Below are 23,248 nucleotides of genomic sequence, written 5' to 3' on the forward strand. Positions count from 1 at the left end.
GTCGAAATTTTAAAACTAAAGGGATAAGACTCTATTTTTCAAACTGAATATGCAGGAGGTTTATCGTTGAATACTATGCCCCAACTCTTCTTAAGAGATAGGGATTGTACTGCATTATTTATAAGCGAGGACATGTAATAGAAAAAGCCCTTCTCTATTTCCATACAAAGAAGGACTTTTCACCTGAAGATAACAATATATCTTATCCTAAATTTGAAATCATTTTTTCAGTTGTAAAAGATTGAATTACACTATTCGTTTGTTCTTCAAATTTCTCATGTAACATCTTCAACGCTACTTCTGTTCTATATATTTCCTGACGGATAAAATGCAGTTCTTTTTTATCGCACGTATCTTTTTCATTCATTTCGATTTGTTGATACTTCTCTAGATGTGCTTGTAACTTTAACAACTCATCCATCGTTTCTAATTGCTCCCCTACCAACTTATCAAAATCGTTCATTACTTACCCCCTTTTGGACTTATTCATCAGTTATTATTCCTAATTACATAATTCTAATTTTTAACTTCCTTCTCCTTTGACTACATTTGTTGACTTATTAGAAGTTATGTCGTTCGCTTCCTTTTCATTACAACGATCCACGCAAAAAGAAAACACTTCTCCCGAATTAGAGAAGTGTTTTTCTTTCATTACTGATTTGAGCTAGAAGATTGTGATTGTTTTGCAGCTGACTTAGCATTTTGTTTTTTCACAGAATGCACGTCTGTTTCAGTTGCAAATTCTGTACCATAACTAGCGTTTGCACTTTGTGCACCAGAAGCTTGTGCTTTCTTTGCTTCTGATTGTGCGTTTGCTTGTTTTACAGCTTGTACATCTGTTTCAGTTGAAAACTCTGTACCATAACTAGCATTTGTACTTTGAATGCTAGCACCAGAAGTTGCTTTGTTATAACCTTGTTGTTTTTTACTCATCTTTCTCACCTCCACAATCAATAATGTAACCAATTCACTTAGAAGCTATCCGTAATTTTCTTTTTTAAAATTTCCGCATATAACTTTTGTTACTCATTCAAACTATAGAAAATGGAGGTGTAAATATGTATATAGGACGCGATATGACTGAACTAACGATGATTTCAAAAAATGAATGGAAAGAAGATGAATTAGCTTATTTTCATCACTCACTACAACAGGTTCTGCCTTATTTAAATGTAGAAGGGCAAAGTATTTACAAAGAAATTGTAGTAGAAATCGAATCAAGAGGCGGCTTACAAGAAGGTGAAGCTAGTTGGACTCATGGGACAAAAATTTCTTACGATTAAAAAAGTGTTCCCTAGATTGGGAACACTTTTTTTGTTTATTGCATTGTAATTTTCTCCACACAATTTTCATAAATAGTACGGTGTGATTTTGAGAAAGGTAATTGCTCAAATACCTCTTTTGATACAAATTTTAATGTATCTGTATCAACAATATTACCGGTTATTTTTCCGTAAAATACAAATATATCCCAAGTACGATGTGTAAACGTATGTTGTACATTCATTGCGTATTCATCAATAGAAACCTCGAGCTCAAATTTTTCTTTCATATAATCTATAAGCTGTTCCTTCTGATTTCGAATACCTTCTCCAAGTTCCACATTCGGAAACTCCCACATGTTAGCTAACAAACCTGTACTTGGACGTTTATTAATAACATAACGACCGTCTTCAGTTTGAAGTACACCTGCAACAATAGGTACCATTTTAGGAGCTTTCGCTTTACTTTTTACTGGTAATTCTTTTTGAACACCTTCAGCATATCCTCTGCAATGTTCACGTACAGGACAAAGTAAGCATGCTGGATTTTTCGGAATACAAATTAGTGCACCTAATTCCATCAATCCCTGATTAAAATAAGATGGGTTTTCTACTGAAATAATTTCACGCACAATCTCTCCAAAAACTTTTCGAGTCTTTGGTTTTGCAATATCATCCCATACTGATAAAATACGAGATAATACACGCATAACATTTCCATCAACTGCCGGCTCTGGTATACCATATGCGATACTTAAAATAGCACCTTTTGTATATGGTCCCACTCCTTTTAACTTTTCAATTTTCTTTACATCACTTGGTACAACTCCGCCGTATACTTCTTTTACCTCTTTTACTGCCGCATGTAAATTACGTGCTCTAGAATAATATCCTAAACCTTCCCATGCTTTTAATACTTCTTCATCATCTGCGTTCGCTAACGCTTCAAGTGTAGGAAACTTCCCCATAAAATTTGCGTAATATGGTTTTACAGCTTCTACTCTTGTTTGCTGTAACATAATTTCAGAAACCCAAACGCGGTATGGATCTTTATTCTTTCTCCATGGTAAGTCGCGCTGTTCTTCTTCAAACCAACCAATTAAATCATTTTGAAACTGCTCTATATTAAAATTGTTTAGTATTTCAAGTGTCAAACTTGATCCCCCTCATTTTTTTGCATATAAGTACTATTATAAAGATTTTAGGAAAAAATTTAAGTAAGATGATACAGGAAATAGAAGGCAAAGGACTTGAGGTATCGAATAAAAAGAGTTACATTAATAAAAAACGGAGGTGGATTTCTATGGACACAGCCACTCACCTTGTTATGGGTATCACTTTAGGTAGCTTAGCAACATTAGATCCAGCCATAGCACAAAGTGATATTGGCCCCCAAGCTGTTATGCTTGCTACAATTGCTGGTTCCAACATTCCTGACATTGACACAGTTTTAAAATTGCGTAATAACGCTAAATATATAAGAAATCATCGTGGAATTACTCATTCTATTCCTGCGGTAATTCTTTGGTCATTCCTTATAAGTGGCATCTCTTTCGCCTTCTTTTCAGACGCTCCATATCTTCATCTACTGCTTTGGTCATTTATTGCTGTCTTCCTTCACGTCTTTGTAGATATTTTCAATGCCTATGGTACACAAGCATTACGGCCTTTCACAAAAAAATGGGTCGCACTCGGCGTGATTAATACATTCGATACCGTAATTTTCTTTATCCATATACTTGCAATTGCTTGCATGCTCGTCGGTTCTCATAAGGGATATACAGCTTTAGCGGCATATATATTAATGATTGTTTACTATATCGGACGGATTATGATGCACAGAAATATAAGAAGCGTTGTACACAAACGTTTCAAAAATGTCGAAAAGATTATCATTTCTCCTTCTTACCGATTTTACCATTACCATTTAGCAATCGTTACGGCTGATTATTACTACGTTGCGAGATGGCACCGTGGTAACATCATGATATATGATAAGTTCGATCGGGTACCGTTCCCAGACAATAATATTATGCGAGCAGCTAAACAAGATGAAAACATCTCGGCCTTTCTATCTTTCTCTCCTGTATATCGCTGGGATATTTTTGATCATGACCATTATTATGAAGTACGATTCATTGATTTACGATATCGAAGTAAAGATTATTATCCATTTGTTGCAATCGTTCAGCTCGACCACAATTTAAATATTATTAGTTCCTATACAGGATGGATCTTTAGTGAAGAAAAGCTTCGAAAAAAACTGGAATTACTTCCACATTAAAAAAAGCGACTTAAGTCGCTTTTTTTAATGTTTCAAATGATCTTCTTGATTAATTAAATGACTATACTTCGGATTATTTGTACGCATTTCATGAAGGCGTACACCATGATTATTAATCCATGATCGTACCACTTGTTCTGTCATTTCATCGCCTTGATAACGACCTGATTTTGCATAAGTTGTTTGAAAATCTTCCCATAGTAACTCAACCCACGCACGAGCTTGTGCGTAAGAAAGCTTGTCATTCTTGTCTAATAATTCTTTCGTTAATGTTTCATAAATATCATTCATATTATAATCTCCTTTTACCTATTTATCCCTTCATTTCTAAAGGATAGTTTCTTCAATTTTGCACATTCTATAATTGATACTTCTTAAAGAGGTATCAACCGATAATGAGGAGGGCGTTCGTAATGGGTAAACAAGCCGAATTTTGGTCTGAGTCAAAAAACAACAGCAAAATCGACGGTCAACCGAAAGCGAAATCACGCTTCGCTTCGAAACGACCTAACGGCACAATTAACACGCACCCACAAGAACGTATGCGTGCTGCAAATCAGCAGGAAGAGTAATACAAATTAAATTAACTTCCTACACGAGGTGATAAAGATGAGCTACCGTGATCGCTTAGATAGTCGTTCTGAATTATTTAACCATACGTGGACTCGTCCAAAACATGCGAAAGCGCAAGTTAACGGACAGACGCAACAAACCCAGTCTCTCATTATATTGGCAAATGAATGTAAAAAACGCCAATTTTAGAATCTCCTATCTCCTTTAACGCCTACCAAAGATGAAAACCAGAGAGATATATGCTCTCTGGTTTTTATTTTTCTTGCAATAAGGAAATTGGTATGCCAATCTCTTCATTATCATTTTGCTTATATCCCCAAGCAAATACCCCATTGAAATACGTAATTTTAAATAATACACCAGGTTCTTCTACTAATTCATATGTTTCACCAATACGGAATTTGTTTATATCCGTCATATAAGCACGAGCCATTGCCATTTTTCTCATTAATACATCAAATTCATTGACAATCCCAAGCTGCTCAGCTTTTACTGCTTGCTCCTTCAAAGCGCCAATTTCTTCCCTTAGCTCATGCGGTGTCATTTCACTGTAGCGTTTTGGCATATTCATCTTATTCTCCTCATTCCTCTTCGCGTTTCATTTGCAAAAATATCTCGATTTCATCAATAGAGAATCCTTTTCGATATAACGCTTGTTTCATCTTGTTTTCAAATGTCCATCCATCATGCTTCTTATATTTCTCATAATATTTATTCCCATGATAGTGTAACGCTTCTTGTTGCTTTTCGTCATCTTTTTCGTCTTTCAATTCTTCCAAACAAATTTGAATTACTTCTCTAGAATATCCTTTTCGAACAAGCATCTCATCTAACTTTAGTTTCATTTGTAAAAAAGAATGTTTTTGATAAGATTTTTTCTTCTTCTCTATGAGAAACAAGGCATTCTCAATTTGCTTTTCCTTCGGATATTCTTGTAAACTATGTGTAATAATTAAATCCTGAACACCTTTATTTAATAACTCTCTTTTAATAACAGTTGGACCTTTTCGATTCACATTACTTTGCGTTCGCGTATATAAAACAGCATACTCTTTATCATTAATATATCGGTCATGTAATAATTTCGAAACGACTTCAGAGATGATGGCCTGTCCCACTTCTTTTTTTCGTAAAAAATCTTCTATTTCTTGTTTTGTTCTCATTTGATAGGATAAATAGGAGATTGCTTGTAAATATGCTTTTTGCACTTCTTCATTGTACAAAATATTTCCTAACTCGATTTCATCAATTTCTAAGCCTTTTTGTAATCCATGTTTTATTAAGATTACTTGATCCACACTAAATCCGTACTCTTCGCCTTGACCTTTATCAATATAAATATTAAATCGTTCTTTCGATCGTTTTTGTACTTCTATTTTTGTAATGACAGCCATACTCTCACCTCTCTATTATTTTAACATAGTCGAGGAACATTTTTTCTTTTCAAGAATATATATAATGAGGAGGAAATACTTGTGAAAATCGCAATTTCTGGTGGTACAGGCTTTATCGGTAAATCCCTTTCTACTTTTTTTATTCAAAAAGGATATACTGTTTACATTCTCACACGAAAAAAAACTACTGAAACTTCCGATCCTAACCTTCAGTATGTTCAATGGACACCAGATTTACAAACCTTCCCCCTCTCTTCTATTGATGTAGTTATTAATCTAGCCGGAGAGTCTATTAATAGTAGATGGACAAAGCAACAAAAGAAAGCCATTTTAAACAGTAGAATTCAAACAACAAAAGGACTCATTAAACAATTGCAGGGACTCCATACAAAGCCACACACATTTATTAACGCAAGTGCTATTGGATACTATGGAACGTCTGAAATAGAGTCTTTTACAGAACAGCATGAGACTCCTGGAAATGACTTTTTAGCAAATACAGTATATTCATGGGAACAAGAAGCATCTAAAGCACGTTCTCTCGGAATACGAACAATCTACGCAAGATTTGGAGTTGTATTAGGTGCAAATGAAGGAGCTCTTCCAAAAATGCTACTTCCCTATCAATTCTATATCGGCGGCACCATTGGTTCTGGGAAGCAATGGTTATCATGGATTCATATAGACGATGTCGTTCGTATGATGGATTTCATTATACACAAAAAAGAAATTGATGGTCCTCTTAATATGACAGCACCAACACCTATAAGAATGAAGGAATTTGGAGAAACCATTGCAACTATAATGAAAAAGCCTCATTGGTTGCCTGTACCTTCTTTTATCATTCAAACTTTATTAGGTGAAATGAGCATACTTGTACTAGAAGGGCAACGTGTATTACCCATTAAAGCAATTGAACATGGATACCAATACACATTTCCAGAAATAGACCATGCATTACAAAATATACTTTCGCATACAATGTAGTACTTCTAAAACACAATTTTACATGGGCTCTTTCAAAACTTTCATTTTCTAGGATCCGAAGCATTACCATACAAATAACCTTTCAGTTACTTTCCCTTAACTTCCATTAGCATTATAAAGTAACAGAAATGAGGTACCTATGAAAATATTGCTCAAACAAGCCATTGTATACCCTATTACATCTCAAAAGTTTCAAGGAGATGTACTCGTTACAGGAGAGCGAATTACCGAGGTCAAACCTTTTATTCCACCTACTCAAGATATGACCGTTATAGATGCACGAGCACTCCATCTCTTACCTGGCTTTATTGATGTCCATACTCACCTTGGTCTCTATGATGAAGGTACTGGTTGGGCTGGAAATGATGCCAATGAAACATCTGAAGTTTCAACACCACATATTCGTTCTTTAGATGGAATCCATCCTTTCGATATTGCCTTTCAAGACGCTGTACAAAACGGAATTACAACCGTTCACGTTATGCCTGGCAGTCAAAATATTATCGGGGGTACTACTTGTGTAATAAAAACAGCTGGAACTTGTATTGATCATATGATTATTCAAGAACCTGCTGGTTTAAAGATTGCCTTTGGAGAAAATCCTAAAAAAGTCCATAGTAATGGAACAAAAGAATCCATTACACGTATGGGGATTATGGGGTTACTTCGGGAATCATTCTATGAAGCACAACACTACGGGCACGAAGCTGATTTTCGAATGCTTCCTATTTTAAAAGCATTACGTCGTGAAATACCCGTACGTATCCACGCTCACCGAGCAGATGATATTAGTTCTGCTCTACGCTTTGCAACAGAATTCAATCTCGATTTACGCATTGAACATTGCACAGAAGGACACTTTATTGTTGAAGAACTTTCAAAACACAATTTGAAGGTTTCAGTCGGTCCCACTCTGACACGCCGTTCTAAAATCGAACTAAAAAATAAAACATGGGATACTTACCATATATTATCAAAAAATGGTGTGGAAGTTTCTATCACAACAGATCATCCTTATACACCCATTCAATATTTAAATGTTTGCGCTGCTGTTGCAGTAAGAGAAGGGTTAGACGAGAAAACAGCACTAGAAGGAATCACCATATTCCCAGCACGAAATTTGCGTTTAGAGGATAGAATTGGAAGCATCGAAGTTGGAAAAGACGCCGATCTCGTGCTATGGACTCATCATCCTTTCCATTATTTAGCCAAGCCTGTACTAACTATGATTGATGGAAAAATAATTTACAAAAAAAATAAAAAAAACTAGTTTATTTTTTTGACTAGATAAAGTATTATACGATTATAAACTGAATGAAACCATAATCAATTTGTGTCGTGATTATCATTTTCAAATTGATGAATGGGGAAGGCAAATGGTGCGCCACCAGCGTTAGAAACTGGTTCTAGTGGGTTCGATTCCCACCCCGAAATTTTTTAAAGATTGATATAAAAATTTCGAGGGTGGGGTGTTTTTTCGTCATGCTACCCTCGTGTGAGGAGGAGTTAGTATGTTGAAAAAACGCGACTTACACGACAGCCACGTTCTATACGAGTTAATGGTGGATCCAGCTGTCTTCCCTTTTGTGCGTCAAAAGGCTTATTCTTATGAAGAATATTTATTCTTAACGAAACAAACGATTGAAGCTGAAGAGCGTGGTGAATTAATTTCACGCACAATTTTAGATGAATGGGGTAACCCTATCGGAACAATTACTTTATTTGATGTGCAAGAAAAAGCTGGATTTCTCGGGACATGGCTTGGCAAACCATATCATGGAAAAGGCTATAACAAATTGGCAAAAGATTCATTTTTTAGTGAACTTTTCTATGAATTAGATATTGAAACAATTTTCATGCGTATTCGTAAAATAAATATTCGTTCTATTAAAGCTGCAGAAAAACTGCAATATGTGAATCTAGCAAACGAAACAAGAAAAGCCGTATATGATGAAATTAACGCAAACGAAGAAGTGTATAACTTATATGAAATTCCAAAAGATCAATACACACTTGCTACAATGCGAGATACAACCTTCCAAGATGCTCATCAATTAAAAGAAGCGTAATCTAAATTTTCCGAAATGATAATCAATCGTTAACATTTTCCATATGCGTATATCCCCTCATGTCTTTGGAAACGATAAATAGTAACTTTAAGACACGAGGTGATTTGTAATGGATAAAAAGAAACGTGATAAAGCAAAAAACACATTATCTAGTACACAAGAAGTTCTCTATCAACGCGAATTTCAAAAAGCAGATCGTGCAGCAGGATATCGCTCGAAAAGCATTTAAAGTGAAAATGAATAATTAGAAGTTTCCCCCCTAATTATTCATTTTCATTACATAATTTTCTCGACTGATAGAAGTAAGCAAAAAAGCCCCTTATACATAAGGGACTTTTTTGCTGTGGACAACTTTATCCACAAAACCGATGAAATTGTTAGTAATTTTCAAAAACATTTAATATTTTTCTATATTAAAGCATATATCAGCTGTTTTAATTGTGGATATTTTTCTAAAAATTGTGGACAATGTGGATATAGTTGTTAATATTCCGACTTTACTGTTTAATGAAAGCGCAATCCTTTTGTGGATAACTCACTAAATTTCCTTTAAAAATAATAAAGAACCCTCTTTACATATACAAAGAGGGTTTCATATTAAGTAAAAGATTGTGCAAGAGCAGGTGATTTAATAGGTATATGACGCGGTTCTGCATGATTTTCCGCCAAAATTGCATCTACAATATGGCCAGCTGGCTCTGGAAGATAGATGCTTTTCATTGCTTCTTTCATTTGAAGAAGCTTCACATCATCTTGTAATAATGCCTCTGTTTTTGCAAAAACCTCACTATCATCGCGAATGACAACTGCTGCTCCCTTTCTTTCAAAGTACATCGCATTTTCATTTTCTTGTCCTGGAACAGGCTTATATAAAATGACAGGTACTTGCAACGCTGCTGCTTCACTTAATGTTATTCCGCCTGGCTTCGTAATCATACAAGAAGTAACACGGAATAATTCATCAATATTTTCAACATACCCAAACACTTTTAATGCATCGGAATTTTGCTTCTGTAAACTTAATAAATCCTGTTTTAAAGCTTCATTTTTCCCACAAACGACAACTACTTGTAAATTAGGCACTGACATAAATGATTGGCATAGTTCTTTTACATTTCCTAATACCCCATGAGCACCTGCTACAATTAGTAAAATCTTTTTATTCTTACATAACTGATATTTATTATATATGATTTCTGGATTTACCTTTAACTCAAAACTACTCCGAATTGGAATTCCTGTTTCAACAATTTGTTCCGCAGGTACACCGATATCAACCATCAATTCTTTCACATGATCCGTTGCAACAAAATAACGATCTACTTCTCGATGAATCCATATTTTGTGCACGCAAAAATCCGTTAATACGTTATAGACAGGAATTGAAATACCTGTTTGTTTCTTTAATTCTGGTACAGCGATAATTGGAAATGTATTAATTACAATATCTGGTTTCTCCACCTGTAAAAGTGTTTTCAAACGTTTCCTTCCAAAGTTCGCATACCAAGATGCTATTTTCTTATCATAAATTTTTTCTACCCCGTAATAAAACAAACGATATAATTCTTTTCCTATTGTATAACTTTTTAAATATAGATATTTTGTAATGTCAGTTATAAATGGATGTGATTCTCCAAACAAGTCGCATACAATAACATCTTCAATTCCTTTTTGGCGAAATGTTTGTTCTAATGTTTTTGCTACTTGCACATGACCATTACCGTAATGTGCAGTTAATATTAAAACCTTGGGGTTTTTTATCAAACAAATCCACTCCTAGCTTTTTGTTTCTCCATATTGCATATACGACAATAGGAAAAACATTTTCCTTAAAAATTACATAAACAGATTCTAATAATTCCCTTTCAGCTATGTACCTGTCGTGGATATGCAAAGCATATAAGATTGACCCCTTAATCCTATCTGTGCTCATATCTTTACATTATACTTTCCTATAAGAGCTTTCGCAATAACTTACAAATGTTCTCTATTCCATGATACTCACTCTTTTACTTCTTAATTCTTTTTACTATTTTGATTTCCCTTTACAATTATGTAAATTTCTCCATTTATTCCGTACAAAATTATGGATATTCTATTTTCAGTATACTCTTTTATCAATATATACTCTAGATTTTATTGTAAAGAAAGCAAAAAGCCTAATCCAATATTTGGATTAGACCGCTTGTAAAATATATTTAGCATGTTCTACATTTTTCTCAGTAGGTGGTTCTACATTTGCGAGTGGATACTTGTGTCCAAGCGCCTCCCATTTATATACACCAAGCTTATGATATGGTAACACTTCAACTTTTTGAACATTAGACAGACTTTGAATAAAGCTAGATAGTTTTTGTAGATCCTCTTCATTATCCGTAACACCAGGAACTAATACGTGTCGTACCCAAATCGGTTTATTCTTATCCGATAAATAACGAGCAAATTGTAAAATATGTTCATTTGGTTTCCCTGTTAATTTACGATGCTTTTTGGAATCGATATGTTTCAGATCCAATAAAACTAAATCTGTATAATCCATTAAAATATCTAGCTTATTTTGGAATTCTGGTTCCTCAGAATAACAACCACCAGAAGAGTCGATTGTTGTATGGATACCAGCCTCTTTACACTTTTTAAACAACTCAATTAAAAAGTCTAGCTGTAATAATGGCTCTCCACCGCTAACTGTTATACCGCCTCCGGAAGCTTCAATAAATGGAAGGTAACATGTCACATCCTGCATCACTTCTTCAACTGTTATTTCTTTACCTTTACCGATTTCCCACGTATCAGCATTATGACAATATTGACAACGTAATAAACACCCTTGTGTAAATATGACATAACGAATCCCTGGGCCATCAACAGTACCACAAGACTCTACAGAATGTATTCTTCCTTTTACCATGTTACTTCCTCCTTTATTGAAACAGCCTCCCTTCGCTATATATTAAGAGCGAAGGGACACTTTTTTCATTTACATGCTTTCATGCATTGTACGGTTAATTACATCAATTTGTTGTTCACGAGTTAATTTAATAAAGTTTACAGCGTAACCAGATACGCGAATTGTTAATTGTGGATATTTCTCAGGATGTTCCATTGCATCCATTAATGTTTCACGGTTAAATACGTTAATATTTAAGTGGTGGCCTTCTTTTACTGCATAGCCATCAAGCATTGATACTAAGTTACGTACTTGTACATCATCTTCTTTACCAAGTGCTTTCGGAATAATAGAGAATGTATTAGAAATACCATCTTGTGCATCTTCATATGGTAATTTAGCCACAGATAATAATGAAGCTAATGCACCTTTTGTATCACGTCCATGCATTGGGTTCGCACCTGGTGCAAATGGTTCTCCAGTACGGCGGCCATCTGGAGTATTACCAGTTTTCTTACCGTATACAACGTTAGATGTGATTGTTAAGATTGACATTGTATGAACAGAATTTCTGTATGTTTTATGTTTACGAAGTTTATTCATAAATGTTTTTACAAGATTTACAGCAATCTCATCTACACGATCATCATTGTTACCGTATTTAGGGAAATCTCCTTCAATCTCGAAGTCAACTGCAATACCATTTTCATCACGAATTGGTTTTACTTTTGCGTATTTAATTGCACTTAATGAATCTGCTACTACAGATAGACCAGCAATACCTGTTGCCATTGTACGAAGAACGTTTGTATCATGAAGTGCCATTTCAATACGTTCATAGCTATATTTATCATGCATGTAATGGATAACATTTAATGTGTTTAAATATAGACCCGCCAACCATTCCATTGTCATATCAAACTTATGCATAACTTCTTCATAATTTAATACTTCAGAAGTAATTGGTGCGTACTCAGGACCAACTTGTGCTTTAGATTTTTCATCTTTACCACCGTTAATCGCATATAATAATGCTTTCGCTAAGTTTGCACGAGCTCCGAAGAACTGCATTTGTTTACCGATTCTCATTGCAGATACGCAACATGCAATACCGTAATCATCGCCGTATTCAGGGCGCATAATGTCATCATTTTCATATTGAATTGCTGATGTTTTAATAGACATTTTCGCACAGTAGTTTTTAAAGTTCTCTGGTAATTGTTTAGACCAAAGAACAGTTAAGTTTGGTTCTGGAGCTGGTCCTAAATTATCTAATGTATGCAAGAAACGGAATGAGTTCTTTGTTACTAATGGACGACCATCTAATGCCATACCACCGATAGATTCAGTTACCCAAGTTGGGTCACCAGAGAATAATTCATTATAATCAGGTGTTCTTGCGAATTTCACAAGACGTAATTTCATAATGAAGTGATCTACAATTTCTTGTACTTCTTCTTCTGTTAAAGTACCATTTGCTAAATCTCTTTCAATGTAAATATCTAAGAATGTAGAAGTACGCCCAAGACTCATTGCAGCCCCGTTTTGCTCTTTAATCGCTGCAAGGTATGCGAAGTATAACCATTGGAATGCTTCTTGCGTGTTTGTTGCTGGCTTAGAAATATCGAAGCCATGAGAAGCGGCCATTTCTTTTAACTCTTGAAGTGCACGCATTTGCTCAGATAACTCTTCGCGTAAACGCATTGTATCTTCGCTCATTACACCGCCAGTTAAATTTAAATCAGCTTTTTTCGCTTCAATTAAATGATCAATACCATATAACGCTACTCGGCGATAGTCACCGATAATACGTCCACGTCCGTATGCATCTGGAAGACCCGTAATAACACCTGATTTACGTGCATTTCTCATTTCTGGTGTGTATGCATCAAATACACCTTGGTTATGAGTTTTTCTCCAATCTCTAAAAATACGACTAAGTTCTTTATCCATTTCGTATCCATAAGATTCACAAGCTTGTTCTGCCATACGAATACCACCATATGGTTGTAAAGAACGTTTAAATGGTTTATCAGTTTGGAAACCGACTACTTTTTCAATATCTTTATTTAAGTATCCAGGGGCATGTGATGTAATAGAAGAAACAATTTTTGTATCCATATCAAGAACGCCACCGTTTTCACGTTCTTTCGTTGTTAAATCCATTACTTGATCCCAAAGTTGTTTCGTTGCTTCAGTTGCTTCTGCTAAGAAAGATTCGTCTCCTTCGAAAACGTTTACATTATTTAAAATGAAATCGCGAACATCAATCTCTGCTTTCCATTTTTCACCTTTAAAGTTTTCCCATGCGTTTTTAACATTTTCTAATACTTGAGTCATCCTAATCTCCTCCATTTTTGATTAGTACAGGACTAAGATTTTTTATATAACAGCTTACACACTTAGAATACTACTTTTTTACGAAAGTGAACGAAATAGTTGTGACATGTTTGTGAAATATTGAGCAAACTACTATATATATAGTGTTAACTTCATTTAAAAGTCTTTAAAATTAACCCTTTCCTTAATTGTATTTTTTTGGTATCCTTATATACGAGTCCTATTTTGTAATATAAGAACAATACCCATTGTAGAGCTGTAATACTCTTATCTCCTAATCTGTTATAGTTTTTATAACAGAACAAAAAAGTGTACACATGTTGTACACTTTTTTGTTACTTCTATAAAACATCTCTTTTTCTATTGCCATCATAGAATCCGCCACGATTGTCTGTTAATGAAATTATTTGCTCTAGTCCCTCTATATGATCACCTATAATTCGAAGTACAGCTGGAGGGTGACCTATTTTTGCGAAATGTTCACTGGGACGAATACGGTTCATCTTATCAACCTCAACACGATATACACATGCAATTTCAAATCCAGACAGAAGAGCCTTCACTTGTGCTACACAAGGTGACAATAAAGATTTATACCCAATTGCTTTCAAACACTTTTGGCTAAATGCATTAGGTACCGCAATAAGTGAGCCTACCCCTAAATCCTTTCTATCACAAGCTAAATTTAGTGCATACTTAAATGCAGTTACAAGATGAAGTGGTACTCTTAAATCTAAATAGTGATTTAAATCATTTAATGCGACGTCCTTTCCATCTGCTATAGCTTTTGCAAAAGGATATAGCTCACTCGCTGGAATAATAAAATCGCCGTCTATAAATAACACAATTTCTCCTTTGGCAAAATAAGTTCCAAGTGAGCGCCCTACATCATTTCCGAGTGCTTCTTTATATACAATTGTCGTTGCCCCTTTGTCTTTTGCAATTTTTTTCGTTTTATCTGACGAACCATTTACGACAACGATAATTTCGAAGGGTTCAATTTTGCGAAGCTCTTCTATAACGTTTCCAATTGTTTTCTCTTCATCTTGTACGGGAATAACAACAGATAGTTGCTTTCCTTTATACAAATTAGATGTGACGCCCCATCCTTGATAAAACTCTTCAAAACTTAAAGTATGATAGACACTATCCCTTTTCCTATTTCCATCATAATATCCTCCGCGCTCATCACTGCTTAATATCCGTGCCGCTACTGCTTCTATATGATCACCTATCATTCTTTTTTCAGATTGGGAAAGATTTGTTCCATATGCAGCATGCTGGAATGGACGAAATTTATTTGGCGTAATAACGTCAATGGCGCAATGACGACTAATTCTCCATTTACTTTGAAGTAGGCGTAAATGAGCCACAATAGGATTAACAAAACATTCATATCCGATGCTTTGAACGACTTCTTTCGTCAGCGCATGAGGTACATCTAATAAAGAATTAATTTTTAATTCTTCACGCTCTAACATTGCATTTAATATTTGGCGCCATACTGTAATAGAAGTAGGTTTTTGCCTTTTTAAAAATAATGCATCCAAATTATTTAAAACTACATCTGCCTGATCGTATAAAATCGGATTAAGGAATAATTTTAATTTTGAAGTTTGAATAGCAAAATCACCATCTATAAATAGTAATACATCACCTATCGCATGTTTTGCGCCGACTGCACGTCCAACATCGTTCCCTAGTAGCTCTGTATGTTTGATTACTTTACACCCTAAACGATCTGCAACATCTTCTGTTCCATCATTACAACCGTTTGCTACTACAATAATTTCTACTGGATTTAATGGTCTTACCGATTGAATAACGTCTGAAATCGTATCGACCTCATTACATGCAGGAATAATAACAGATAATGACTTAGCCATTGTTTTGTTCACGAAACCACTTAATTGTTTCCTTCAATCCGTTTTCCCACGTTACTTTCGCCTGAAATTGAACAAGCTTTTTTAATTTTGTTACATCTGGTCTTCTATTTGGAATTTCTTCAAAACCATGAGGATATACTTCTTCAAAAGGCACTTGTACAATCTTCGAAGAAGAATTCGTTAATTTTTTAATTACTTCTGCTACTTCTTTTATACTCTGTTCATTCTCAGAACCTATATTAATAATCTCACCATTTACCTTCTCATCCATTGCCCGAATTGTTGCTTCTACCGCATCACTCACATACGTAAAACAACGTGTCTGCTTTCCATCTCCATATACGAGAATGTCTTCTCCTTGCAAAGCCGCACTAATAAATCGCGGGATTACCCCTGCATACGGACCATCTTTCGCTCTTGGACCATAAATATTAAAATATCGAACAATCGTTACCGGTAAACCTTCTAATGCGTATCCTAAACATAATGTCTCTTCCAACGTTTTACAAACTGCATAACTCCAACGAATTTTAGAAGTTGCCCCGTATAATCGATCTCCCTCTTCAGAGAAAGGCGGCTTGGCCTTACCATATACTTCTGAAGTAGAAGCAAAAACTACTTTCTTCTTTCCTTTTAACGCTGCTTGTAAAATATTTCTCGTCCCATCAAAATTCGTTTCTATGAGCTCTATACTTTTTTCCATTGTTGTTTTCACACCTAAAATTGCTGCTAAATGAAACACGACATCATGCTGATCTACTAATTCATAAATAGAATTTTTATCTAAAACACTTATTGGAATAACACGGATTTTTTTCATTAACTCTTTATGGTACTTATTTTTACCTTTATAAAAGTTATCCACAACAGTGACCTCATAACCTCTTCTCATCAACTCTTCAGCTAAATGCGACCCGATAAATCCGGCCCCACCTGTAATTAAACATTTCTTACTCATTTACTCACCTTCTTTACAATCCCGCGTGTATCTATTACTCGGTCCATTCCTTTAAAAAGCTTCCAATCAATATTAGAATGATCCGTTAAAATTAAAATACAATCCGCTTTTTTAACTTTTTCTTCATCTAAAGAAACAGATTGATACACCTTATCTCCAATTTCCGCGAAAGAAATATAAGGATCATGATATTCTATCTCGTATCCTTGATTTCTTAATAATTGAATAATCGGTAACGCTGGTGATTCTCTCAAATCATTTACATCTTTTTTATACGCAATCCCTACAATTAACACCGTTGCAGGTGATTGCACCACACTTTTTACTTTCCGGACCATTTTCTCTGGCATTTCTTCATTAATTATATGTGCTGCCTCAATTAATTGACTAATTGCCCCATTCTTTTTTATTCTCCATTGAAAATATAAAGGGTCTACTGGAATACAGTGTCCCCCTATCCCTGGCCCTGGCCAATATGGAGTAAACCCAAATGGTTTTGTAGATGCCGCTTCAATGGCCTCATAAAAATCAATGCCTAAACTTTCACATAGTGTGTTTAGTTCATTTACTAAAGAAATGTTAACTAAGCGCTGAATATTTTCAAATAGCTTGCACATCTCTGCTACTTTCGGAGAGCTAACAGGTACAACTTCGTCAAAAATGGTACTATATAAATCCTGTACCTTTTGTCTACACTTTTCTGTTTGTCCACTAATAACTTTTGGAATAGCTTGAACTGAATATTGACTATTTGCTGGATCAATTCTCTCAGGGGAATATCCGATATAGAAATCTTCCCCTACCTTGTTACTATTTTGAGAAATAATAGGTATGATGACTTCTTCAAGTGTGCCTGGATATGTGGAGCTTTCAAAAATGAAGGTTTGTCCTTTTTGAAGGTTTTGTTGTATATAATGCGAAGCTGAAATGAGGGCACTTAAATCTGGTTCTCTTTGTTCATTAATTGGAGTCGGGACAGTGACAATAACATAATCACTACTTTGAAAATCAGCAATGCCTTGATCCGGTGTGTTTACTGTTAATTTTTTTTTCGTCAATAAACTTTGTAACTCTTTAGAAGAAACATCTGGAATATAACTTTCTCCTTTTATAATTGAGTCTATTTTTCTAATATCTTTATCTAATCCAAGTACTGTATGCCCTCTTTCTGCAAAATGTACCGCTAAAGGAAGGCCAACATACCCTAACCCAATAATAGCTACTTTACTACTATTCATTTGTATTCTCTTCTTCCCTTCTCAATTGTTGAATGATATCTCTATCTCTATCTCCATCAGTAAAGCCACCACGTTCATCCGTACGTTGTAATAAATACGTAACCGCCTCAAGTTGATCACCGAAAATACGATCAAACGCTGAAATACGCCCATTTACAAATTCGTGTTGCTCTGGACGTACTCGATTTGTTTTTATAACATCTACTAACTCTACTGTTGTAATAGAGAATCCTTCTAAAATAGCTTTCACTTGTGCTAATGGCGGAATGATAAGGGCGTCATATCCTATTTTCTCTATTACCTTCTTATGCATGGCATGTGGTACAGCAGTTAGTGAGTTATTCCATAAATCTGGTCTTTTCGCTACCAAATTCAAAAAGTATTTTCCCATACTAATTGGATCTGCTGGATGAAACATATCTAATAAGCATTGTAAATCATTTAACACCACGTCATTTCCATCTTCAACAGCATGTAAAAATGGAGTGAGTTTTTTTGCTGGAATAACAAAATCACCATCAACGAATAAACAAATATCTGCCGTAGCATGCATAGCCCCTATTGCTCGTGCTACATTATGTCCAAGCGCCTTCGTAAATTCAACTACAATAACATTCTCTAGCTTTGCCTGTTTAACAGTCTCAACATCTGCTCCATTCGCGACAACTATAATTTCATCTACACCTGCTTCTTTCACTTCTTGTATAACAGACCTTATAGTTATTTTTTCTTCTGATACCGGGATAATGGCACTATATTTCGCTTTTTTCTTTTGTAATAAAACTGGTTTATACTTTCCTACAAACGCTCTATCTCTATTGTCCTCTGAAAAACCACCGCGATTACCGTATGTTTCGATTACGTATTGTAAAGCACGCAAATGATCACCCATAATACGACTAGTCGCTTTCGGATAAGGAGAGCCAGGTGATGCGCCCGTATGGACAGGACGAACTTTATTTGTGTAAATGACATCAACTGAAGCCATATCAGAAATATCTACTCCTCTAGACATCGCCATCGCTTGAAATAATGCTGGATCTGCTAAATTCCACCACCCCAGTTTTTCAATCACTTTACGACTTATCGCATGTGGTATTGCAATTAAAGATCCTACAACAAACTCCTTCTTGTTCAAATAACGATTTAACATATATTTTCCAACCGTCGTATAATGCGGTCTCATCTTCAAATAAACGGACCATGTTAAATTATTTAAAACAATCTCATGTCCTTGCTGTATTCCTTTAATAAAATTGTATAATTCTTCACTTTTCATGACGATATCACCATCTAAAAATAAAACAATTTCACCTTTTGCTTCTCTAGCACCAATTGCCCGTCCCACATCATTACCAAGGGAATATCTATAATAAATTACACGGCAATTATGCTGTAGCGCTATTTCTTTCGTACCATCTGTCGATCCATTATCTACTATGATAATTTCATATGGTTCGAGCTTTCTTACTTCTACTAAAACTTTTGATAAAGTACTTGCTTCATTATGCACTGGAATAACAACTGACACTCTCATACTTGTATCACTCTTACCCTTCCAAGCGAACATATGAAATAATAGGAATACGTACAACTACATCTTCCGGTGGTCCATAAGAAGGAGAAGTACGAACACTTACTGCTCCATCTGTCACAGATAACAGAATACCTGCAACAATTTCGGCCGCTGTCACAACTTGCACTAACTCACCAACATGGTTACGTAATTCTTCAGTAAATAACATATATAAGTCTCCTTTCTTACGCTTCTTTAATTGATATAATACTTGTAAATGGTAATAAAACTTCTGTTCCTATTCCTTCTTGCAATGTTAAGAAGTCATCACCAACTGCTACAATAACGCCTGTTAACTGTCCCACTGTCACAGTAATTTCTACGTTTTTACCTAAATACTGCTCTGCAATTTCTTTAAAAGGTGATGTATTACATTCTTTTAAAATGTTACAAATAATCGATTGAAATTGACTTGATTTAATAAATTCTTCTGTAGCTTGCTTGGAATTTCTTTGAATAAACCTCGCGAAGTTTTGCGAAAATAAAAGTCTTTCCACAGCAGGCAATAACTTATTATCTAAAAAATAATCTAATTGTCTATTAAACAATCTTGATAACTTTTTCCAATAATTACTGAACAGACACATATACTTCTCCTCCTATTATTTTTAAATTATAAAAATACATCCATACATCTTAATGTATACAAAATAGATATTTTTGTGATAGGTAAGACATACATTTTCTAAAAGAAATATTTGTTTCAGGGCATAAAAAAAACTATCCAAAAGGATAGTTTCTTACACTTCAATATTTCTTAACATCGTATATATATCGTTATTCACTTTACCAAATGATTTAATATTGTTTTGAATGTTAGATAATAAAACAACGTACACACTACCGTTTTTACTAAATCCATTTAAACAATTCCAACCTGGCATTACACCATGATTCGAATAGCTTCCTGGGTCTACGTACCAGCCAAATCCGTAATCCTTTTTCACGGCTGTAAACATTTGATCGTAACTTGCTTTTGAAATTAACTTTCCAGAGTATAACGCTTCGTTAAATAAATATAAATCATGTGCACTCGTATATATATCACCACAACCATATAGTTGTGACATGCTCGGAATATTAGGTGTTGTCATATTATTATTTACTATTTTATAACCCGTTGATGGGAATCTTGTTTGTTCTAACGCTGTGCCAAAACCAGAATGTTTCATACCCGCAGTAGCAAAAATATGTTGTTTAATATATTCTTCGAGCGACTGTCCACTTACCTTCTCGGCAATGTATGCAAGTACGGAGTAGTTCGAATCGGAATACTTCCATTTCTCTCCTGGACCACCAATACGCTTTTGATTTCCTATCCGCTTTATCAGTTCTTCATGAGAAATATCTTCTTTTCCCTGCTCATATTCGGGAATCCCTGATGTATGTGTTAATAGATGTTTTAGCTGAATACTATTACCTTGTGGGAAATTTGGAATATACTTTGCAACAGTATCTTCTACTTGTAATTTATTCTGATCTTTCAACTGCATAATAGCAGTTGCTACAAACGCCTTTGAAATAGAACCAATATAAAAAGTCGTCTCTGAATTATTCGGTACTTGCTGCTCTTTATTTGCCATACCGTATCCTTTATTCAAAAGAACTTTTCCATTCTTCACAATAACAGCTGTCCCGCTAAAGCCTGCGTTTTTTAAATACTGGTCCAATTGAGCGTTTTCATTAATTTCTTGAGTTGGTCCTTCAGCAGGCTGTTCCGCAACTTGCGCTTGCTTCACTTGTTCTTCCTGCTCTTTTTGTTTTTGCTTCTGTACTTCTTGTTTCTTTTTTTCTTCTTTCTTTTTTAGCTCTTCTTGTTTCTTCATTTCTGCTGCCGCTTTTAAAGTTTCTTCTTTCTTATTATGCGCAACAATTTTTGTATACATGAAATATACAAGTGATAATAGTAAGACGAGAATGATTGTTCTTTTGATGTATACAATCGGCCGACGTACTTTCCCATTCGCATTATTTTTTTCCTGATCCATAATTGCTTTTTTCCCCTTACTCACCAATAATTTAATTCCTCTATTAAAGATTTATTTTAGTAGATTATGGATAATCCATTCTATATCATCCCTACTTTATCACGCACTGCACATATTACCAACCTATATGTACAAAAAAGAAAAAGAAAATTTACAAAAGTAAGATTCCCGTTAAATTATTAACAAAAAAAAGAGGATATCCTCTAAAAAATTGATGTTATCAATCTTTTTGGACATCCTCTTATCTCATTATTTATACGTGTTTTTTCATATCATCGGCAACAGATTCAACATTTGTACCTACGATAACTTGTACACTTGTATTACTTAATTTCATAACACCTTTTGCACCAGCACGTTTTAATGCTGCTTCATTTACTTGACCAGCATCTTTTACTTGTAAGCGTAGACGTGTTGCACAGTTATCAATAACTGTTAAGTTTTCTTTTCCGCCTAAAGCTGCTACGTAAGTTTCACCAATTGAACCTGCAACTGGTGCATCACCATCTTCAACTAACTCATCGTCATCTTCACGACCAGGAGTTTTTAAATCGAACTTCTTAATTAAGAAGTAGAATACTATGAAATAAATTGCTGCGTAAATTAAACCAATACCTGCTAGTAAGACTGGTTTTGTTGCAATACCGAAGTTTAAAGCGTAATCGATTGCACCGGCACTAAATGAGAAACCATCATGAATGCCAAGCGATGTTGTAATGAATAAAGAAAGACCTGTTAATACAGCATGAATACCATATAATACTGGTGATAAGAACATGAATGAGAATTCAATAGGCTCTGTAATACCAGTTAAGAATGAAGTTAATGCTAGACCAGCTAACATACCAGTAACTGCTTTACGCTTTTCTGGTTTAGCAGCTGCAATCATTGCGAAACATGCTGCTGGTAAACCGAACATCATAACTGGGAAGAAACCAGTCATAAACATACCTGCTGTTTTGTCACCTGCAAGGAAACGAGCAATATCACCATTAACAACATTACCTGCTGCATTTGTAAAGTCCCCAAATACAAACCAGAAGTATGTGTTCATTACGTGGTGTAAACCAATTGGGATTAATAAACGGTTTAATAAACCAAATAGTCCTGAACCAATTGCACCTAAATTAACAATTCCATGAGCTAATGCATCAATACCATTTTGAATTGTTGGCCAAATTTGTGCAAATAGAATTCCTAATATCAGCATCACAACTGATGTAACAATTGGAACGAAACGTTTTCCAGCAAAGAAACCTAACCATTCTGGAAGTTTAATCTTATGGAATTTATTATAAAGAAGTCCTGCTATAACACCAACAATAATACCACCTAAGACTTTCATATCTACTTTAGTCGATAATTCAGCAGCCTTAGATACTTGTGTCATTGTATCCGCAAGCTTAGATGGATCTACATTTGCGCTATTACCTATTAAATCTTGGACTTTACCTAATTTACCTTGTAATTCAGCAGTTGAATACCCTTTGCTAAGTGCATCAATACTATTTTTCATAACAAGATAACCAATTGCACCTGCAAGACCTGCTGCACCACTACCATCCACTGAAAGACCGATTGCAATACCAATTGCAAAAATAAGTGCTAAGTTATCAAAAACTGCTGCGCCGGCCTGTGCCATAACAGGAATATCAAATACATCTGGTTGCCCTAAACGAAGCAATAATCCTGCTGCTGGTAGTACTGCAATCGGAAGCATTAAAGCTTTACCAATACGTTGTAAAAACTGCAACATTTTAATTCCCCCTAATCAAATTTATGAAATCGTTATCATTATAAGTACGC

The 23,248-nt window shown here is 34.9% G+C and carries 25 protein-coding genes and 1 pseudogene; 8 read left to right on the forward strand and 18 right to left on the reverse strand.

Annotated elements, in window-relative coordinates; genetic code table 11:
* Positions 1–202: 202 nt before the first annotated feature.
* The gene (locus QCI79_RS10525; protein WP_000997577.1) at positions 203–463 is read right to left on the reverse strand and encodes a YgaB family protein; all 261 of its coding nucleotides are present in this window, start codon (positions 461–463) and stop codon (positions 203–205) included.
* A gap of 188 nt (positions 464–651) precedes the next feature.
* Entirely contained in the window at positions 652–933 is a 282-nt protein-coding gene (locus QCI79_RS10530; protein WP_000039046.1) for a gamma-type small acid-soluble spore protein, read from the reverse strand.
* A gap of 125 nt (positions 934–1,058) precedes the next feature.
* Between QCI79_RS10530 and QCI79_RS10535 the strand changes: the two genes are divergently transcribed.
* Positions 1,059–1,283 (forward strand): hypothetical protein, encoded by a 225-nt coding sequence (locus QCI79_RS10535; RefSeq protein ID WP_000275436.1) that lies wholly within the window; start codon positions 1,059–1,061, stop codon positions 1,281–1,283.
* Positions 1,284–1,318: 35 nt separating this feature from the next.
* Here QCI79_RS10535 and mutY read toward each other — a convergent pair whose 3' ends face one another.
* Entirely contained in the window at positions 1,319–2,416 is a 1,098-nt protein-coding gene (gene mutY, locus QCI79_RS10540; RefSeq protein WP_021728440.1) for an A/G-specific adenine glycosylase, read from the reverse strand.
* Between the two features lie 149 nt (positions 2,417–2,565).
* Between mutY and QCI79_RS10545 the strand changes: the two genes are divergently transcribed.
* Positions 2,566–3,546, forward strand: coding sequence for a metal-dependent hydrolase (locus QCI79_RS10545; protein WP_000379106.1), 981 nt, complete (start codon positions 2,566–2,568; stop codon positions 3,544–3,546).
* 24 nt (positions 3,547–3,570) lie between these two features.
* Here the strand turns inward: QCI79_RS10545 and QCI79_RS10550 are convergent, their stop codons facing one another.
* A complete protein-coding gene (locus QCI79_RS10550; protein ID WP_000998166.1) occupies positions 3,571–3,837 on the reverse strand; it encodes a YfhJ family protein in 267 nt (88 codons plus the stop codon).
* 122 nt (positions 3,838–3,959) lie between these two features.
* Here QCI79_RS10550 and QCI79_RS10555 point away from each other — a divergent pair, with 122 nt between their 5' ends.
* Positions 3,960–4,118, forward strand: coding sequence for a small, acid-soluble spore protein K (locus QCI79_RS10555; RefSeq protein WP_000517891.1), 159 nt, complete (start codon positions 3,960–3,962; stop codon positions 4,116–4,118).
* 37 nt (positions 4,119–4,155) lie between these two features.
* Positions 4,156–4,308, forward strand: a complete 153-nt coding sequence (locus QCI79_RS10560; RefSeq protein WP_000122093.1) for a YpzG family protein — start codon at positions 4,156–4,158, stop codon at positions 4,306–4,308.
* A gap of 64 nt (positions 4,309–4,372) precedes the next feature.
* Here QCI79_RS10560 and QCI79_RS10565 read toward each other — a convergent pair whose 3' ends face one another.
* The gene (locus QCI79_RS10565) at positions 4,373–4,690 is read right to left on the reverse strand and encodes a YfhH family protein (protein WP_001057024.1); all 318 of its coding nucleotides are present in this window, start codon (positions 4,688–4,690) and stop codon (positions 4,373–4,375) included.
* A gap of 10 nt (positions 4,691–4,700) precedes the next feature.
* Positions 4,701–5,513 (reverse strand): recombination regulator RecX, encoded by an 813-nt coding sequence (recX, locus tag QCI79_RS10570; protein ID WP_000268502.1) that lies wholly within the window; start codon positions 5,511–5,513, stop codon positions 4,701–4,703.
* An 81-nt stretch (positions 5,514–5,594) separates the two neighbouring features.
* Between recX and QCI79_RS10575 the strand changes: the two genes are divergently transcribed.
* The 4 genes from QCI79_RS10575 (at position 5,595) to QCI79_RS10590 (ending at position 8,798) form a co-directional block, all read left to right on the forward strand.
* Entirely contained in the window at positions 5,595–6,500 is a 906-nt protein-coding gene (locus QCI79_RS10575; protein ID WP_000684380.1) for a TIGR01777 family oxidoreductase, read from the forward strand.
* Positions 6,501–6,639: 139 nt separating this feature from the next.
* A complete protein-coding gene (locus QCI79_RS10580) occupies positions 6,640–7,770 on the forward strand; it encodes an amidohydrolase (RefSeq protein ID WP_000698314.1) in 1,131 nt (376 codons plus the stop codon).
* 241 nt (positions 7,771–8,011) lie between these two features.
* Positions 8,012–8,569 carry a GNAT family N-acetyltransferase gene (locus QCI79_RS10585; RefSeq protein WP_000914737.1) on the forward strand — a complete coding sequence of 186 codons (558 nt, stop codon included), beginning with the start codon at positions 8,012–8,014 and terminating at the stop codon, positions 8,567–8,569.
* A gap of 109 nt (positions 8,570–8,678) precedes the next feature.
* Complete coding sequence (locus QCI79_RS10590) at positions 8,679–8,798, forward strand: YfhE family protein (RefSeq protein ID WP_000358482.1); 120 nt, start codon at positions 8,679–8,681, stop codon at positions 8,796–8,798.
* A 368-nt stretch (positions 8,799–9,166) separates the two neighbouring features.
* On the opposite strand, the gene QCI79_RS10595 is transcribed toward QCI79_RS10590, so the two are convergent.
* The 12 genes and pseudogenes from QCI79_RS10595 to nagE form a co-directional block, all read right to left on the reverse strand.
* A complete protein-coding gene (locus QCI79_RS10595) occupies positions 9,167–10,333 on the reverse strand; it encodes a diglucosyl diacylglycerol synthase (protein WP_000594688.1) in 1,167 nt (388 codons plus the stop codon).
* A gap of 412 nt (positions 10,334–10,745) precedes the next feature.
* Positions 10,746–11,477, reverse strand: coding sequence for a pyruvate formate-lyase-activating protein (gene pflA / locus QCI79_RS10600; RefSeq protein ID WP_000238467.1), 732 nt, complete (start codon positions 11,475–11,477; stop codon positions 10,746–10,748).
* Positions 11,478–11,546: 69 nt separating this feature from the next.
* The gene (gene pflB / locus QCI79_RS10605) at positions 11,547–13,796 is read right to left on the reverse strand and encodes a formate C-acetyltransferase (RefSeq protein WP_000195464.1); all 2,250 of its coding nucleotides are present in this window, start codon (positions 13,794–13,796) and stop codon (positions 11,547–11,549) included.
* A gap of 152 nt (positions 13,797–13,948) precedes the next feature.
* Positions 13,949–14,169, reverse strand: a pseudogene (locus QCI79_RS10610) (hypothetical protein).
* A complete protein-coding gene (locus QCI79_RS10615) occupies positions 14,138–15,682 on the reverse strand; it encodes a glycosyltransferase family 2 protein (RefSeq protein ID WP_002100715.1) in 1,545 nt (514 codons plus the stop codon). The pseudogene QCI79_RS10610 and the gene QCI79_RS10615 overlap by 32 nt, the downstream one beginning before the upstream one ends.
* Positions 15,675–16,640 carry an NAD-dependent epimerase/dehydratase family protein gene (locus QCI79_RS10620; protein ID WP_000037023.1) on the reverse strand — a complete coding sequence of 322 codons (966 nt, stop codon included), beginning with the start codon at positions 16,638–16,640 and terminating at the stop codon, positions 15,675–15,677. Before QCI79_RS10620 ends, QCI79_RS10615 begins: the two co-directional genes overlap by 8 nt.
* Positions 16,637–17,878, reverse strand: a complete 1,242-nt coding sequence (locus tag QCI79_RS10625) for a nucleotide sugar dehydrogenase (RefSeq protein ID WP_001088932.1) — start codon at positions 17,876–17,878, stop codon at positions 16,637–16,639. The genes QCI79_RS10620 and QCI79_RS10625 overlap by 4 nt, the downstream gene beginning before the upstream one ends.
* A complete protein-coding gene (locus QCI79_RS10630) occupies positions 17,871–19,415 on the reverse strand; it encodes a glycosyltransferase family 2 protein (protein ID WP_001266458.1) in 1,545 nt (514 codons plus the stop codon). The genes QCI79_RS10625 and QCI79_RS10630 overlap by 8 nt, the downstream gene beginning before the upstream one ends.
* 13 nt (positions 19,416–19,428) lie before the next feature.
* Positions 19,429–19,623 (reverse strand): LSm family protein, encoded by a 195-nt coding sequence (locus QCI79_RS10635; protein ID WP_000899480.1) that lies wholly within the window; start codon positions 19,621–19,623, stop codon positions 19,429–19,431.
* Positions 19,624–19,639: 16 nt separating this feature from the next.
* Positions 19,640–20,041, reverse strand: coding sequence for an LSm family protein (locus QCI79_RS10640; protein WP_000335550.1), 402 nt, complete (start codon positions 20,039–20,041; stop codon positions 19,640–19,642).
* A gap of 153 nt (positions 20,042–20,194) precedes the next feature.
* A complete protein-coding gene (locus tag QCI79_RS10645; RefSeq protein ID WP_000371843.1) occupies positions 20,195–21,442 on the reverse strand; it encodes a serine hydrolase domain-containing protein in 1,248 nt (415 codons plus the stop codon).
* A 253-nt stretch (positions 21,443–21,695) separates the two neighbouring features.
* Positions 21,696–23,198: an N-acetylglucosamine-specific PTS transporter subunit IIBC gene (gene nagE / locus QCI79_RS10650; RefSeq protein ID WP_000938900.1), complete on the reverse strand. Its 1,503-nt coding sequence runs from the start codon at positions 23,196–23,198 to the stop codon at positions 21,696–21,698.
* Between the last annotated feature and the right edge of the window lie 50 nt (positions 23,199–23,248).

Origin of the sequence: Bacillus cereus group sp. MG1, from assembly GCF_040460035.1 — a bacterium.
Classification (GTDB): Bacteria; Bacillota; Bacilli; order Bacillales; family Bacillaceae_G; genus Bacillus_A; species Bacillus_A cereus.